Origin of the sequence: Phenylobacterium sp. (genome assembly GCF_036563385.1) — a bacterium.
Classification (GTDB): Bacteria; Pseudomonadota; Alphaproteobacteria; order Caulobacterales; family Caulobacteraceae; genus Phenylobacterium.
The window spans coordinates 176,298-189,647 of sequence record NZ_DATCML010000016.1 but is presented as its reverse complement, the minus strand read 5'-3'; the positions used below and the strand labels follow the sequence as shown (position 1 = coordinate 189,647).

19 protein-coding genes are annotated in these 13,350 nt (G+C 71.2%); 7 read left to right on the top strand and 12 right to left on the bottom strand.

Features of this window, described 5'->3' with window-relative positions; translation table 11 throughout:
* Positions 1-100 precede the first annotated feature (100 nt).
* Positions 101-403, top strand: a complete 303-nt coding sequence (locus VIL67_RS18610; RefSeq protein WP_332050418.1) for a hypothetical protein — start codon at positions 101-103, stop codon at positions 401-403.
* Positions 404-406: 3 nt separating this feature from the next.
* Here the strand turns inward: VIL67_RS18610 and coaD are convergent, their stop codons facing one another.
* Positions 407-952: a pantetheine-phosphate adenylyltransferase gene (coaD, locus tag VIL67_RS18605; RefSeq protein WP_332050417.1), complete on the bottom strand. Its 546-nt coding sequence runs from the start codon at positions 950-952 to the stop codon at positions 407-409.
* Between the two features lie 58 nt (positions 953-1,010).
* On the bottom strand, positions 1,011-1,349 hold the full coding sequence (locus tag VIL67_RS18600; RefSeq protein WP_332050416.1) for a hypothetical protein: 339 nt from the start codon (positions 1,347-1,349) through the stop codon (positions 1,011-1,013).
* 117 nt (positions 1,350-1,466) lie between these two features.
* Between VIL67_RS18600 and VIL67_RS18595 the strand changes: the two genes are divergently transcribed.
* Entirely contained in the window at positions 1,467-1,766 is a 300-nt protein-coding gene (locus VIL67_RS18595; protein ID WP_332050415.1) for a hypothetical protein, read from the top strand.
* A gap of 3 nt (positions 1,767-1,769) precedes the next feature.
* Here the strand turns inward: VIL67_RS18595 and VIL67_RS18590 are convergent, their stop codons facing one another.
* Positions 1,770-2,006 carry a hypothetical protein gene (locus VIL67_RS18590; RefSeq protein WP_332050414.1) on the bottom strand — a complete coding sequence of 79 codons (237 nt, stop codon included), beginning with the start codon at positions 2,004-2,006 and terminating at the stop codon, positions 1,770-1,772.
* An 85-nt stretch (positions 2,007-2,091) separates the two neighbouring features.
* Positions 2,092-2,589: a response regulator gene (locus VIL67_RS18585; protein WP_332050413.1), complete on the bottom strand. Its 498-nt coding sequence runs from the start codon at positions 2,587-2,589 to the stop codon at positions 2,092-2,094.
* A 140-nt stretch (positions 2,590-2,729) separates the two neighbouring features.
* Between VIL67_RS18585 and VIL67_RS18580 the strand changes: the two genes are divergently transcribed.
* Entirely contained in the window at positions 2,730-3,071 is a 342-nt protein-coding gene (locus VIL67_RS18580; protein ID WP_332050412.1) for a GIY-YIG nuclease family protein, read from the top strand.
* Between the two features lie 64 nt (positions 3,072-3,135).
* On the opposite strand, the gene VIL67_RS18575 is transcribed toward VIL67_RS18580, so the two are convergent.
* The 3 genes from VIL67_RS18575 to VIL67_RS18565 all read right to left on the bottom strand — a co-directional run bounded on the left by VIL67_RS18575 (position 3,136) and on the right by VIL67_RS18565 (position 5,351).
* Positions 3,136-3,573, bottom strand: coding sequence for a calcium-binding protein (locus VIL67_RS18575; RefSeq protein ID WP_332050411.1), 438 nt, complete (start codon positions 3,571-3,573; stop codon positions 3,136-3,138).
* 183 nt (positions 3,574-3,756) lie between these two features.
* Positions 3,757-4,500: a hypothetical protein gene (locus VIL67_RS18570; RefSeq protein WP_332050410.1), complete on the bottom strand. Its 744-nt coding sequence runs from the start codon at positions 4,498-4,500 to the stop codon at positions 3,757-3,759.
* 182 nt (positions 4,501-4,682) lie between these two features.
* Positions 4,683-5,351, bottom strand: coding sequence for a LuxR C-terminal-related transcriptional regulator (locus VIL67_RS18565; RefSeq protein ID WP_332050409.1), 669 nt, complete (start codon positions 5,349-5,351; stop codon positions 4,683-4,685).
* Between the two features lie 114 nt (positions 5,352-5,465).
* Between VIL67_RS18565 and VIL67_RS18560 the strand changes: the two genes are divergently transcribed.
* A complete protein-coding gene (locus VIL67_RS18560) occupies positions 5,466-6,266 on the top strand; it encodes an SIMPL domain-containing protein (RefSeq protein WP_332050408.1) in 801 nt (266 codons plus the stop codon).
* A gap of 2 nt (positions 6,267-6,268) precedes the next feature.
* Here the strand turns inward: VIL67_RS18560 and VIL67_RS18555 are convergent, their stop codons facing one another.
* A complete protein-coding gene (locus tag VIL67_RS18555; protein ID WP_332050407.1) occupies positions 6,269-6,694 on the bottom strand; it encodes an OsmC family protein in 426 nt (141 codons plus the stop codon).
* A gap of 109 nt (positions 6,695-6,803) precedes the next feature.
* On the opposite strand from VIL67_RS18555, the gene VIL67_RS18550 reads away from it, so the two are divergent.
* Positions 6,804-7,589, top strand: a complete 786-nt coding sequence (locus tag VIL67_RS18550; RefSeq protein WP_332050406.1) for an SDR family NAD(P)-dependent oxidoreductase — start codon at positions 6,804-6,806, stop codon at positions 7,587-7,589.
* 105 nt (positions 7,590-7,694) lie between these two features.
* Positions 7,695-8,960, top strand: a complete 1,266-nt coding sequence (locus tag VIL67_RS18545; RefSeq protein ID WP_332050405.1) for a DUF6880 family protein — start codon at positions 7,695-7,697, stop codon at positions 8,958-8,960.
* Between the two features lie 3 nt (positions 8,961-8,963).
* Here the strand turns inward: VIL67_RS18545 and VIL67_RS18540 are convergent, their stop codons facing one another.
* Entirely contained in the window at positions 8,964-9,152 is a 189-nt protein-coding gene (locus VIL67_RS18540) for a hypothetical protein (RefSeq protein ID WP_332050404.1), read from the bottom strand.
* 126 nt (positions 9,153-9,278) lie between these two features.
* On the opposite strand from VIL67_RS18540, the gene VIL67_RS18535 reads away from it, so the two are divergent.
* Entirely contained in the window at positions 9,279-9,494 is a 216-nt protein-coding gene (locus VIL67_RS18535) for a hypervirulence associated TUDOR domain-containing protein (RefSeq protein ID WP_332050403.1), read from the top strand.
* On the opposite strand, the gene htpX is transcribed toward VIL67_RS18535, so the two are convergent.
* The 3 genes from htpX to VIL67_RS18520 form a co-directional block, all read right to left on the bottom strand.
* Positions 9,491-10,453 (bottom strand): zinc metalloprotease HtpX, encoded by a 963-nt coding sequence (htpX, locus tag VIL67_RS18530; RefSeq protein WP_332050402.1) that lies wholly within the window; start codon positions 10,451-10,453, stop codon positions 9,491-9,493. The genes VIL67_RS18535 and htpX overlap by 4 nt on opposite strands.
* Positions 10,454-10,552: 99 nt before the next feature.
* Positions 10,553-11,950: a putative bifunctional diguanylate cyclase/phosphodiesterase gene (locus tag VIL67_RS18525; protein ID WP_332050401.1), complete on the bottom strand. Its 1,398-nt coding sequence runs from the start codon at positions 11,948-11,950 to the stop codon at positions 10,553-10,555.
* A 128-nt stretch (positions 11,951-12,078) separates the two neighbouring features.
* A complete protein-coding gene (locus VIL67_RS18520; protein WP_332050400.1) occupies positions 12,079-13,326 on the bottom strand; it encodes a dicarboxylate/amino acid:cation symporter in 1,248 nt (415 codons plus the stop codon).
* Positions 13,327-13,350: the final 24 nt, after the last annotated feature.

The following is a 13,350-nucleotide window of genomic DNA, read 5'->3' as shown; positions in this document are numbered from 1 at the left end:
CCCCCCCCCCCCCCCCCCCCCGCGGCGCCCGCCCGCAGTGTGACCTGGGGCGCATCGCCGACCCGCCCGCCGGGGCACTGGTGGCCGGCAGGAGGCGCAGATGGCGGACGAGAGCAGGGCCCTGAAGACCAGCAACGTGGTGCGGTTTCCGGCGGAGCGCCGGGAGACGCGCGCGCGGGCGACGGAGCTGGAGGACCTCGAGCCGCTGCCGGTGACCGGCTATCTTCTGCTGGCCCTGCTGGGCGCCTTCGAGCGGCGCGGCGACGGCGGCCTGCCCGACGCCACCGATGTGTTCACCGAGCTCGGGCGGATGGCGGAACGCTGGGAGGCGGATCCGGAGGTGTGCGCCCGGCTGCACCGGGCGATGCATCTCCTGATGGCGCGGCGCTTCGGGCGCTGGTGAGGCTCAGCCGGCCACCGCGCGGCGGGCGCGGAAGGCCTCGGCGACGCAGGGCATGACCAGCCAGCCGATGTCCTCCCCGATGGCGTCGAGCTCCTTGGCGGTGCTGGACGAGACGTGCAGGAACTGGGCGTCGCAGATGAAGTGGACCATGGGCACCGAGGGGTCGAGGCGCTCGGCGAGGCCGTGCAGGTTGAACTCCTCCCCGAAGTTCGTCGCCTCGCGCAGGCCGCGGACGATATGGGTGGCGCCGATCACCCGGGCGTAGCGGATCAGGCTCTGGCCGGTGTACTCGCCCACCTGCAGGGCGCCGCCGAACAGCGGCCCGTCGGGATCGGCCCCAGCCTCGGGCCAGAGCTCGACGACCGAGCCGCGGATCAGCCGCAGGCTCTCCTCGAGGGAGAAGGCGCGTTCCTTGCGGGGGTTCGCCCCGATGGCGATGTGCACGTGGTCGAAGGTGGCCAGCGCCTTTCGCACCACGTCGAGGTGGCCTCGGGTGACCGGGTCGAAGGAGCCCGCGTAGAGGGCCTTGGTGCGTTCCGCCTTGCGCATTCGCTCTCCGGGTCCGTGGGCGGAAGGTCCGACAGGCCTGCGGCCCGCGCAAGTCCGCTCAGCCGCCGCGCCAGACCGGCGGGACGGGCGCGCCGGTGATCTCGCGCAGGCGCCGTTCGGACAAGGCCTGCAGGGTCTGCATGGCGAGCGGCAGGGCCTCGGCGAGCTGGCGGGCCTGTTCGCGCACGCCGACCGGGAAGATGTCGCCGCCGTCGCGGATGGCTTCGGCCTGGCGCAGGCTCTCGCCCAGCGAGGCGCGGAGCTGCTCCACCTCCTCGCAGGCCAGCACCTGGGCCTCGTGCATCAGGCGCCGCGCGCGCTCGGGCACGCTTTCGGGACGTCGTCCCAGGTCGTAGACGACGTCGCCATCGACGACGCGGAGCTTGCGTTCTGTCACCCAATCCTCATCGGACGCACCCGGCCAGCCATACGAAAGGCAAAGCCGCGAGCGGCCGGTCCGTTCCCGCGCGGCCCGCGCGTGCTAGGCTGCCGCCACGTCTGGCGGAGCGTAAGAATGGCGGTGGCGGCGGGCTGGATCGACGACAAGTGGATCTACAGCAGCGACGCGGCGCAGAGCGGACGCTACTGGCTGCACGAGGGCTGGATCTGGGGGCCGTACGACGGGCCGGAGGCGACGGCCGCGCCGCCCAGCACCGGCTTCTGGGTGGCCAACGGTTGGATCTTCGGACCGCAAGGCGCCCAGGACGTGGACACCGGCTTCTTCATACGCGACGGCTGGATCTACGGGCCCTCGCCCTTCCTGCCGTTCGCGCCCAGGCCCGGCGGCAAGAGCCCGCGGGTGGCGGGCGGCTGAGGCTCAGCCCTGGTCGGCGGCCGCGGGCGGGCCGGCGACATCGGGCGTCTGCGCACGGCAGAACAGGGCCACCTCGATGCGTCGGAGCGTGGCGGGGTCGGGCGTCCAGACGGCGCCGCGCGCCCGGTAGGCGGCGAGCTCGCGCTCGAGCCGTTCGGACATGGGGTTGGGAGCCGCCGAGGTCTTGCGGAGCTTCACCAGCCGAAGCAGAGCCGCCCAGAAGCCGGAACGTCGAGCCATGACCAAGCACCTACGCCACACACCACTGCTGGCGAAACGGCGCCGCCGGGCGGGGGTTCCGGCCTATTGAACAGGCGGTCGGGCTTTAGCGGGCCGAGGCGCGGCCGGCGCGGCGACGCTCGGCCCCGGTGAACGCCGGGTCCCGTCGACGGCGGCGGTCAGGCCCGATGTAGGTGGCGGAGCGGATGAACGGCGGCCTGTGGCTCAAGGTGGCGACGAGCCGTTCGTGGACGGCGACCACGGTGAACGGCTTGACCAGATAGCCGTTGACGCCGGCGTCGCGCGCGGCGCGCACGGACTCGGCGCTGGCCGAGCCCGTCAGCATGACGATCGGCGTCTCGGCGACGGCCGCGCGGCGGTGGCGGCGGATCTGGCGGGCCAGATCGAGCCCGTCGACCTCGCCGAGATGCCGGTCGAGCAGGATGAGGTCGAAGGCCGCCGAATCCAGCGCCTGCAAGGCCGCGGGCGCCGTCTCCAGGTGGGCCAGATGTGCGACGCCCAGCCCGTTCAGCACGGCGCGCACGAGGTCCGCCATCTTGCGATTGTCCTCGACGAGCAGGATCTTCGCCGCCGCCAGGTTCATGCGCGCCCTCCCCCAGCCGCCCCCACGGCCGGTCAGCCCATGCAACCATGTTCTCCCTAAGCAACGGTTGCGAAGGATGCTTTACGCCCCGCGGCGCCCTAGGGTTTGGCATGGCTGGAGAGGGGAGCCGCCCCGCGTGGATGGGCCGCGCCGAGCGCACGGCGGCGAGTTTCCGCGCGACCACGGCGGGCGCCCGCGGCGCAGGACATTCGGTCTATGTCGCCCTGCTCCACGACCCCAGGCGGCGCGATCCGTGGGGCCTCTACGTGGGCCAGACCTCACGGGATCCCGACCTGCGCTTCGACCAGCACAAGGCGGGCTACAAGGCGAGCGGCGCCGTCCGGCGGTTCGGGGTGCGGCTGCTGCCGGAGCTCACGGCCCATCTCAATCCCCTGCGCGCCTGGGAGGCGCTGGAGCTCGAGGCGGCGCTCGCCGAGGCCTTCGCGGCCGCCGGCGTGCCCTGGGTGGAGGGTGGGCACTAGCGGCCCGCCGGGCCGCGCCGCCGCCTGACGGCGGACGCGCGGCCCGGCGGGGCGCCAGACGGCGTCAGTAGAAGGTGAGGTCGTTCGAGGTGAACGAGGTGTAGCCGACGAGCACGATGCCGTCGCCGTTGCCGAAGTTCACGAAGGTGTCCCCGTCACGGACTTCCACGGTGTAGTCGGTGGTGCCGGCCTTCTTCACGGCGATCATGTCGCCCTGTTCGCGGTGGTAGTCGTAGATGATGTCCCAGCCGCCGTTCGCGCCCACCAGGAAGGTGTCGGCCCCCAGGCCGCCGGTCAGGTAGTCGGTGCCGGTGCCGCCGTCGAGGGTGTCGTTGCCGTCGCCCCCGTCCAGGATGTCGGTGCCGTGCACGCCATCGGCCCGGTCGTCGCCGCCGTTGGCGTAGATGGTGTCGTCGGACGAGTAGCCGACCAGCCACTCGCCGTTATCGGTTCCGTAGAGCGTGTGTTTCCAATTCCCCTGCTGGGGCTCCCATTTAGCCATCGCAGACTGATCCCTGTGTCATTTCACGTCCCTCCGGACGGGAAACTTTTTGAAGGGTCGGTTTGTCGCGATTGAGCTGAGCGTCGCCATTTCACAAATGCGTGGGCGCGGCGCTGCAGAGGAACTGGTCGGCGCTCCCGGTCTCCGGCAGGAGCCGGGAGCGCCTTTCCAAAACGGAACGGCTTAGTTGGTCAGGCCGCCGAACAGCTTGGACACGCCGTTCTGGTCCGCCTTGTCGCGGGCGCGCAGGCTGCCGCCGAAGGTGAACCGGCCGCCGATGCGGAAGGTGTTGGCGTCGGCGTCGATGTCGTCGAACTCCAGCCGCTCGTAGCCCGCGAACACGGAGAACGGCGTATTCGCGAACTGGTATTCCGCGTCTGCGCCGAAGGTCCAGGCGTCCAGGTCGCCGGCGCCGTCCGCATCGGCGGTGATGTAGCCGAGCGAACCCGTGACCTTGAAGGTCTCGGTGAAGTACTGGCGGATCTCGCCGCGCAGCGCCCAGGCGTCCACGTCCAGGTCGTCGGCCTTGCCGTAGCCGATCTGGCCGTACAGCACGGTGTTCGGCGCGAGGTCCGCCTGCGCCTCGGCGCCGACGCCCCACAGGGTGTCGCCGTCGCTGGTCACGAAGCCGGCGAAGCCGCCCACCTGGGCGGCGCCCACTTGGGTGTTCAGGTGGCCGGTGGCGGTCCAGACGCTGTCGGCGTCTTCCGAGTCGCCGAAAGCGCCGTCGATCTGCACGCCGAGATTGCCGGCGTCGAAGGCGGCCGCGCCTTCGATCTCGAACCCGTCGGATTCCACATCGAAGCCGGCGACGTCGCCGTCCGTGCGGACATAGTTGCCGCCGACGTACCCGACGGTCTGGGCCTGGGCGGCGGCGGCCGACAGCAGGGTGGCGGCGGCGACGGTGGCCATGAGAGTGATGCGCATGTTCGCGATCCCCTTTTCTCGTTTTTGGGAGGCGGGCGTCTAAAGGGCGTCGCTGCGCCCCACAACAGCAAAGCTTTCGGTCGCACACTCGCTGGTTGTCGGCTGTGCTTTCTATGCCACCGAGCCTTGCGCGGCCGGAAATCGCACCTAAGGGGAGTGCGTCAGTGGACAGACGAAAGCTGTCAGCGGACCGAGAAACGGATGTGGGCGGGCGTCGCCGGCGTCCCGTCGGCGCTCACGAAATTGCGGTGCAGCTGGTTGTTGAAGCCGACCGCATAGGTTCGCCCGGCTTCCGCGATGCAGGAGAGGGTGAAGGTGCGGCGGTCGTCGGAGAGCGTCGCCCGCGGCGCGCACTTCGGAAAGGTCTTCGGATCGCCCACATAGGAGTGGCTGCCCGCCGTCATGGGGCGGTCGAAGGTCACCTTCAGCTCGAAGGCGCCTGGAGCGAGGATGGCGCCGGCGGCGGGGGAGGTGGAGACCACACGCGGCGGCGCGGCCTGGACCGCGGGCGCGGCGGACGACTGGAACAGGGCGACAGCGGCGAAGGCGCCGGCGGCAGAGGCGATCAGGACCAAGGCGAAGGCTCCCATCATCACGGGCGCGCGGAACCGGCCACGCGCTCCGGGGCGGACAATGGCGGCCACGCCGTGCGCTGCGCCATCCCGATTTCCTCGTCCCAATTTTTCTAGAGGCAGGCGTTGGGCCTTGAGCGCGCGCGCCAGTTCGCGGCTGGAGCCCGCTCCGGTCTTGCGCCGCGCCTCACGCAGGCGCTCGTTGACCGTGTTCACCGAGAGCCCGAGCTCGACAGCGATCGACTTGGCCATATGGCCCTCGGCCAGCAGCCGCAGCACCTGGCGGCTCGCCGTCTGTCAGGCGGGCGGCCGTGCTCTGGATCGGTGTCTCGGACATCGTGTGGTCGCAAGGCGGTGGTCGAGCGTTGCAATTGTAAATCCGGAGGACCGCCTGTGAGAACTGCGATCGCGCTTGCCTGCCTGTCCCTGGCCGCCGCTACGGCCGCCGCCGCCCAGCCCGCTGAGAGGCCGGCCGTGGTGCTGTCAGCCGACGGGGCCCTGTTGAACGTCACCGCCGAAGGCCGCTCGGAGCGCGCGCCGGACCTCGCCACCTTCAACGCCGGTGTGGTCACCCAGGCCAAGACCGCCGCCGCAGCCTTGGCCGCCAACTCCACCCGCATGGACGCGACCATCGCTGCGCTTCGCCGGGCCGGCGTCGCCGAGCGGGATCTGCAGACCTCCACCCTTCAGCTCGCGCCGCAGTACTACTATCCGCAGCCGCCGCGGCCGGTGCGCAATCCGGATGGATCGGTGACCGAGCCTGCGCCCGAGCCGCAGACGCCCCGGATCATCGGCTACGAGGCCCGCAACACCCTGACGGTGAAGGTGCGCCGCGTGACCGACCTGGGCCGAATCGTCGACGCCCTGGTGGCGGCCGGCGCCAACCAGGTGGACGGCCCCTACTTCAGTCTCGACAAGCCCGAGGCCGCCACGGACGAGGCCCGAGTGCAGGCGCTGCGTAACGCCCGCGCCCGGGCCGAGCTCTACGCGCGGGAAGCGGGCTTCCGCACCGTCCGCATCGTCAGCATGACCGAGGGCGGCGGCTACTATCCCGTGGTCCGCGACGTGATGATGGTCGGTCGCGCCGCCGGCGCCATGGCCCCGCCGCCGCCTCCGCCGCCGCCCGCACCGGTGCAGCCGGGAGAGGTGGCGGTCGGCGTGAGCCTCTCCGTTCAGTTCGCCCTGGAGCGCTGACGTCAGCCTACGGTGACGGTCAGCTCCATCTCGGCGTTGAGCAGCTTGGAAATCGGGCAGTTGGCCTTGGCGTCCGCCGCCAACTCCCGCAGGCGGGCCTCCTCGATGCCGGGGACGCTCGCCTTCAGCTCGAGGTCCGAACGGCTGACCCGGAAGCCCTCGCCCTCCGGCTCCAGCTTCACCCGGGCGGTGGTTTCCAGCGCGCCCTCCTCGATCCCGGCGCGGGCCAGGGCGAAAGACAGGGCCATGGTGAAACAGCCCGCGTGGGCGGCGGCGATCAACTCCTCCGGATTGGTCCCCGGCTCGCCCTCGAAGCGGGACCCGAAGCCGTAGCGCTGGTCCTTCATCACGCCGGAGCCGGTGGAGATCCAGCCCTTCCCGGTCTTGCCCGTGCCTTCGTATCGGGCGGTGGCGGTGCGGGTGATCATCGCGGGAAGCTCCTTGTGTCGGGGTGTAGGCTGACGGCGCGGAACGCGCGCTAGGCCTTCAACGATCAGGCGTCGTGGAAGGCGCCGAGCGAATTCGGGGAGGATGCGGATGGTGGATCTGGCGGGGGCTTCGGCCCTGGTGACCGGCGGCGCGGGCGGCTTCGGCGGGGCGACGGCCCGCAGGCTGGCTGAGCGTGGCGCGCGGGTGGTGATCGCCGACGTCAACGACGAGCGCGGCGAGGCCCTGGCCCGCGAGGTCGGCAATGGCGCGATCTACGTCCGCACCGACATCATGGACGAGGCCTCCATCGAAGCCGCCGTCCAGGCCGCGGTGGGCCTGGGCCCGTTGCGCGCGGCCGTGGTGGTGCACGGCGGCCCGCCGCCGCCCGGCTCCAAGGGGCCGGCCCGGGTGGTCAATCGCGAGGGCCAGCGCCTGCCGCTGAGCCAGTTCCACCACACCGTCCACGTCTATCTGGTGAGCGCCTTCGCGGTCACCAGCATGGCCGCCGAGGCCATGGCGAAGAACGAGCCCCTCAAGGACGGTCAGCGGGGCGTGATCATCAACACCGCCTCCATCGCCGGCTACGAGGGGCAGCCCGGGCAGTCCGCCTATTCGGCCGCCAAGGGCGGGATCATCGGCATGACCCTGACCATCGCGCGCGATCTGGCCCCGCTCGGCATCCGCGCCATGGCCATCGCGCCCGGCACCTTCCTGACCTTCGCCTACTCGTCCCGGATGACCGACGAGCAGGCCCAGGCCCACTGGGGCCCCATGGTCCCCAATCCGAAGCGCATGGGCGACCCTGACGAATACGCCCAGCTCGCGGTGCAGATCGTGGAAAACGACTTCCTCAACGGCACGACCATCCGTCTCGACGGCGCGCAGAGGTTCTGACCAGGGATCCCTCTCCCTCTCCCACCTCGCGGAGGAGGAGAGGGAGAGGGTGGGGAGGAATGATCCCTTGCGGAGCTTGCGAGGGGCGCACACGTTCGCTCCTCCATGCCAAAGCGTCCCACCGTCGCCAGTCTGAAGAAGGTCACGCCGGAGAACCTTGAGCGGCTGGGGGTCGAGCGCCTGGCGCAGATCTTGGCGCAGACGGCGGACGGGCGGCCCGAGCTGAAGCGGCGGCTGCGGATGGAGCTCGCGGCCGAGCAGGGGGCCGAGCACCTCGCGCTGGAGATCGACAAGCGGCTCGGTTCGCTGGAGACCAGCAAGGGCAAGGTGTCCTGGCGCCAGCGCGGCGCCTTCGTGCGCGACGTGGAGGCGCTGCGGGTGCTGATCGTGGACCGGCTGGCCGGCCCTGAGCCGGACGCGGCGCTGGCCCGCCTGTGGCAGCTGATCGGCGCCCAGCGGCGGATCGCCGGCCGGATGCGCGACAAGGACGGCAGCTTGGCGGCGGTGTTCGGCCGCGTGGCGGAGGACGTGGGGACCCTGCTCGCCCGGGGGGACTCCACCAGTGGCGGGGCGGCCCTGGCCGAAGCGATCGCGGCCGACCCCCTGGGCTGGGCCACGCGGCTGGAGCCGGTGCTGGGCAAGGTGTCGCCGGAGCTGGCCCATGTGGCCCTGGTGCGGCTGAGCGCGGACGCCCGGGCGACGGCGTCCTGGCTGCCGATCCTGCGCCGGTTGGCGGACGCCACAGGAGACGCCAACGCCTATCGCGCGACCTTTACCGAGCAGGCCCTGAAGGATCCATCGGTCGCGGCGGAGGTGGCCATGCGCCTGCTCGCCGCCGGCCGTGCGGACGAGGCTGGCCGGGTGCTGGAGGGCGCAGCGCCGAAGGCGGCGACGGGCCTGTCACGCCGTCCCGCCGAGCCTGACCCGGAGTGGGAAGGCGCCTGGATCGCCTGGCTGGAGGCTTCCGGCCGCCGCGATGACGCCCAGGCCGCCCGCTGGGCGTCCTTCGAGCGCACGCTGTCGGCCGAGCGCGCCCGCGACTACGTGCGCCGGCTGCCCGACTTCGATGACGTCGAGGCCGAGCAGAAGGCCTTTGACCTGGCCGCCGCGCACCGCGACTTCGAGACCGGGCTGCGGTTCCTCATGGAGTGGCCGGCGCTGGCCGAGGCCGCGCGCATGATCCAGGCCCGCGGCGAGGAGGCCCAGCTGCCGGCGGATGCGGCCGAGGCGTGGGCGGCGAAGCTTCGCGTCCGCTTTCCCGACGCCGCCCACCTGCTGCTGCGGAAGGCTGCCGCCGCGGCGTTCCGGCGCCGCGACTTCGCCACCTGCGACCGGCTGACCGCCGAGGCGGAGGCGCTCAGCGCCGACTGAGGCTCAGGCGGGCTCGCCGTCGCTGGCCGTGGCAGCGGCGGGGCGGACCGCCACCCGCCGCCCGCCGTCGAGCAGCTCGGCGCGCCGCCCTCTGAGGGGCAGGCTGCGGAACTTCTGAACGGCGTTCTCGTCGTCCGACGCGTGGATGGTGGCGCCGAACAGGAAGCCGCCGTCGTCGGCGTAGGCGCGCATACGATAGTTCCTCGGCACGTCGTTCCCGTCCTTCAACCCTGCCTTCAGGGGGAGAATAGTAGTTCTTTAGAGCAGGTGGAACAAGAAATCTGCGCGCGTGGTTGGCTTCTGGAACGGAGGCCGCACATGCCCGCGAAGAAGACCTTCAAGGCCGGCGATAAGGTGGAGTGGGACCACAGCCAGGGGACCACGACAGGCGAGGTGGTCCGCAAGCAGACCACCCCCACCACGATCAAGGGCCACAAGGTGGCCGCCTCGAAGGACAACCCCGAGTACATCGTGAAGTCCGGCAAGACGGGGGCGATCGCCGCCCACAAGCCGGAGGAGCTGCGGAAGGCCTAGCTGCCCCAGGGGCCGCGGCGGGTCTGGCCGGTGACCGGAACCGCCGTGGCGGACCGCCCACGCGGGCTTCCGCCGCTGACGATCGGCCGCGCGCCGGCGGTGCCGGCCAGGGCCATCAGCGCGTCGACGCGGTTGTGCGTCGCCGGGTGGGTGGAGAACAGGTTGTCGCCGCGACGCCCGCCGGCCAGCGGGTTGATGATGAACATGTGCGCCGTGGCCGGGTTTCGCTCGGCGTCCGCGTTGACGTAGCCGCCCCGGGCGTAGGCCTCGATCTTCTGCAGGGCCGAGGCCAGGGCGCCGGGATCGCCGCAGATGGCCGCGCCCTCGGCGTCGGCCGCGTACTCGCGGTGGCGGCTGATGGCCATCTGCACCAGGCTGGCGGCGATGGGGCCGAGGATGGCGATGGCGATGGCGGGCACGACGCCGGTCGGCCGGCCATCCTCGTCACGGCCGCCGAAGAAGAAGGCGAAGTTGGCCAGCGCGCCGATGGCGCCGGCTATGGTCGCCGTGATGGTCATGGTCAGGGTGTCGCGGTTCTTCACGTGCGCCAGCTCGTGGGCCATGACGCCGCGGATCTCGCGCCGGTCGAGCATGGCCAGCAGGCCGCGGGTGGCGGCGACGGCGGCGTGCGCGGGGTCGCGCCCCGTGGCGAAGGCGTTCGGCTGGTCCTGGTCGATGACGTAGATCTTCGGCCGGGGCAGCCCGGCGCGCTGCGCGAGCTCGGCCGTGTCGATGACGTAGTTGCGGATCAGCGGCTCGGCGTGGCCCTCGTCCACCTCGACGGCCCGGTACATGGACAGCACGATCTTGTCGGCGTTCCAGTAGCTGACGAGGTTCATGGCCGCGGCGAACAGGAAGGCGATCGCCATGCCGGTCGGACCGCCCACCAGATAGCCCGCGCCGACGAACAGCGCGGTCAGGGCGGCCAGGAGGGCGAAGGTGCGGAGATGGTTGCGCATGGGTCCTAGGTGGAGGGCGAATGTCCCTGACCGGATATGGGGATTTGCAGCGTCGCCTTCCAGTTCTGCCTCCGCCGCTTCGCACGGGAGGCAGGGGCTCTACCGCGCCGCGCGGCGGCGCAGCGGGGCGGCGCGGGGAGTGTCCACCGCCTCGGCCCGGAGGCGGGCTTCCAGCTCGTCGGCGGGCATCGGGCGGGCGAACAGGTAGCCCTGCATGCGGTCGCAGCCGGCGGCGCGCAGGAAGATGGCCTGCGCCTGATCCTCGACACCCTCGGCGACCAGCGAAACGCCGAGAGAGCGGGCGGCGTGCAGCATGGAGCCCACCAGCTTCGAGACCCGGGCGTCACGGGCCACGTCATCGATCAGCGAGCGGTCCAGCTTCACCGTCTGGATTGGCAGGTGCATGAGCGCCCGCAAGTTCGAATAGCCGGTGCCGAAATCGTCGAGGGCGATGTTCACGCCCTTGGCCGCCAGCCGCTCGATGTGGCGGCGCGAGAGCGCCAGATCCTGCAGCAGGAAGGTCTCAGTAATTTCGACGCAAAGCGCGGTCGCCGGCAGGTCGGTCTGCGCCAGACGGCCGATCAGCTTGCGTGAGAAGGCCGGATCGAGCAGCTCACGTGGCGAGACGTTGCAGGACACGTGCTCGATCAGCCCCTCGGCCACCCAAGGCGCGGCGCGGGCGCAGGCGGCCTCGAACACCGCCTCGTCGATGCGGCCGATGAGGCCGAGCTCCTCGGCGATGGGTACGAAGGCGGCCGGCGACAGCAGGCCCTGCTCGGGATGTCTCCAGCGCGCCAGCACCTCGACGCCGACGATGCGGCCGTCGGCGGCCTCCACGACGGGTTGGAACCAGGGCTCGATCTCGCCGGCCGGAATGGCCCGGCGGAGCTCCGCCTCCAGCGTCCGGCGCCGCTCGTTCTCCGCGCGCAGCTCGGCGTCGAAGGCGCTCCAGCGGCGGCCGCCAAGCGTCTTCACGCGATAGAGCGCCAGGTCGGCGAAGCGCTGCAGGTCGGAGGCGTCAGCGGCGTCCTGCGGGAACACCGCCACCCCGACGCTGGCCCCGGGGGCCACGTGCCGGCCGTAGATGTCGTGCGACTGGGCGAGAATGGAGACCAGCTCCTGGGCGCGGCGGGCGACGTCGGCGGTGGGCGAAATCACCGCGAACTCGTCGCCGCCCAGGCGGGCCACCAGCTCGCCGGGGCCGGCGTTCCAGCGCAGGCGCTCGCCCACCTCGGCCAGGAGGAGGTCGCCGGCGTGGTGACCCAGGGTGTCGTTGAGGTGCTTGAACCGGTCGAGGTCGATGACGAACAGGGCCACCCGGCCGCCGTCCGCCCGGGCGGCCTCCAGCCGGGACGCCAGGGCCTCGGTGAAGGCACCGCGGTTGACCAGGCCGGTGAGCGAGTCCGTCTGCGCCAGGCGCAGCGTCAGGGCGCGCTCGGCCTCGAGTTCGGCCACGCGGGCCTGCAGCTCGGCCAGGATGTCGGCGTGATCGGGCACGGGAGCGGGACGCCTCGAACGGAACGAGGCGCCCACCTTGGGCGGGACGCGGTGAATCCCACGTCAAATTGTAAGCTTAACAAGAATCTGCTCCCCCGCGGCCGCCGCGGGGGAGCGGAGCGAGACGATCAGGCGGGCCTGGGCTCCGCCGCCGGCAGCTCGATCTGGTTCTCCCATTTGGCGACGACGGCCGAGGCCACCGAGTTGCCGACCACGTTGGTAGCCGAGCGGCCCATGTCGAGCAGGTGGTCCACCGCCAGGATCAGCAGCAGCCCTTCTTCCGGCAGGCCGAAGTAGGTGAGGGTGGCGGCGATCACCACCAGGGAGGCGCGCGGGACGCCCGCCATGCCCTTCGAAGTCACCATCAGCAGGGCCAGCATGGTGATCTGCTGGCCGATGGAGAGGTCGATGCCGTAGATCTGGGCGATGAACAGCACGGCGAAGGTGCAGTACATCATCGAGCCGTCGAGGTTGAACGAGTAGCCCAGCGGCAGGACGAAGCTCGCCACCTTGCGGCTCACGCCCCACTTCTGCAGCTCCTCGAGGGTCCGCGGGTAGGCGGCCTCGGACGACGCGACCGAGAAGGCCAGCAGGGTCGGCTGGCGGATGCCGGCCATCAGCTTCAGCCCGCGCGCGCCGACGATCAGCACCAGGGCTGCGATCAGCAGGCCCCACAGGATGCCCAGCGACAGGTAGAAGCCGCCGACGAACTTGGCGTAGGTGGCCAGCACGCCGACGCCCTGCACCGCGATGGTCGCCGCGAGCGCGGCGAAGATCGCCACCGGCGCGGTCTTCATGACGTAGCCGGTGACCTTCAGCATGATCTGTGCGACCTGTTCGACGAGGGCCAGCACCGCCGGCGCCTTGTCGTCGATGGCCGAGACGGCCGTGCCGACGAACACCGAGAAGACCACGATCTGCAGGATCTCGTTGCGCGCCATGGCGTCCACGATGGAGGCCGGCACCAGGTGGGTGACGAACTCCTTCAGGCTGAACTTGGCCACGTCCACGGGGGCGCCGGCCTCCGCGGTCGGCAGCGCCAGGGACATGCCCGTGCCGGGCTGCAGGATGTGCACCATGACGAGGCCCAGCGTCAGGGAGACGATAGAGGCCACGATGAACCAGCCGATGGTCTTCACGCCGACCCGGCCGATCTCTGACGCGTCGCCCATGTGCGCGATGCCGGCCACCAGGGTGGAGAAGACCAGCGGAGCGATGATCATCTTGATCAACCGCAGGAAGACGTCGGTGAGGATCGAGAGGTTGTCGGCGACCGCCTCGGCCTGGGCGGCGTCCAGGGTCTGGTTGAGGATCCAGCCCGTCAGCACGCCCAGCACCATGGCGCCGACGATGAAGTAGGTGAAAAGGCGGTTCATGTAGGTCCCGGCGAGAATGTCGTC

Excerpts from the sequence above, each read along its gene's own strand:
- VIL67_RS18520 (WP_332050400.1), bottom strand. The coding sequence starts at position 13,326 with ATGAACCGCCTTTTCACCTACTTCATCGTCGGCGCCATGGTGCTGGGC.
- VIL67_RS18570 (WP_332050410.1), bottom strand. The coding sequence starts at position 4,500 with ATGCGCATCACTCTCATGGCCACCGTCGCCGCCGCCACCCTGCTGTCG.
- VIL67_RS18575 (WP_332050411.1), bottom strand. The coding sequence starts at position 3,573 with ATGGCTAAATGGGAGCCCCAGCAGGGGAATTGGAAACACACGCTCTAC.
- coaD (WP_332050417.1), bottom strand. The coding sequence starts at position 952 with ATGCGCAAGGCGGAACGCACCAAGGCCCTCTACGCGGGCTCCTTCGAC.
- VIL67_RS18540 (WP_332050404.1), bottom strand. The coding sequence starts at position 9,152 with ATGCGCGCCTACGCCGACGACGGCGGCTTCCTGTTCGGCGCCACCATC.
- VIL67_RS18585 (WP_332050413.1), bottom strand. The coding sequence starts at position 2,589 with ATGAACCTGGCGGCGGCGAAGATCCTGCTCGTCGAGGACAATCGCAAG.
- VIL67_RS18590 (WP_332050414.1), bottom strand. The coding sequence starts at position 2,006 with ATGGCTCGACGTTCCGGCTTCTGGGCGGCTCTGCTTCGGCTGGTGAAG.
- VIL67_RS18535 (WP_332050403.1), top strand. The coding sequence starts at position 9,279 with ATGCCCGCGAAGAAGACCTTCAAGGCCGGCGATAAGGTGGAGTGGGAC.
- VIL67_RS18555 (WP_332050407.1), bottom strand. The coding sequence starts at position 6,694 with ATGATCACCCGCACCGCCACCGCCCGATACGAAGGCACGGGCAAGACC.
- htpX (WP_332050402.1), bottom strand. The coding sequence starts at position 10,453 with ATGCGCAACCATCTCCGCACCTTCGCCCTCCTGGCCGCCCTGACCGCG.
- VIL67_RS18550 (WP_332050406.1), top strand. The coding sequence starts at position 6,804 with ATGGTGGATCTGGCGGGGGCTTCGGCCCTGGTGACCGGCGGCGCGGGC.
- VIL67_RS18545 (WP_332050405.1), top strand. The coding sequence starts at position 7,695 with ATGCCAAAGCGTCCCACCGTCGCCAGTCTGAAGAAGGTCACGCCGGAG.
- VIL67_RS18610 (WP_332050418.1), top strand. The coding sequence starts at position 101 with ATGGCGGACGAGAGCAGGGCCCTGAAGACCAGCAACGTGGTGCGGTTT.
- VIL67_RS18580 (WP_332050412.1), top strand. The coding sequence starts at position 2,730 with ATGGGCCGCGCCGAGCGCACGGCGGCGAGTTTCCGCGCGACCACGGCG.
- VIL67_RS18595 (WP_332050415.1), top strand. The coding sequence starts at position 1,467 with ATGGCGGTGGCGGCGGGCTGGATCGACGACAAGTGGATCTACAGCAGC.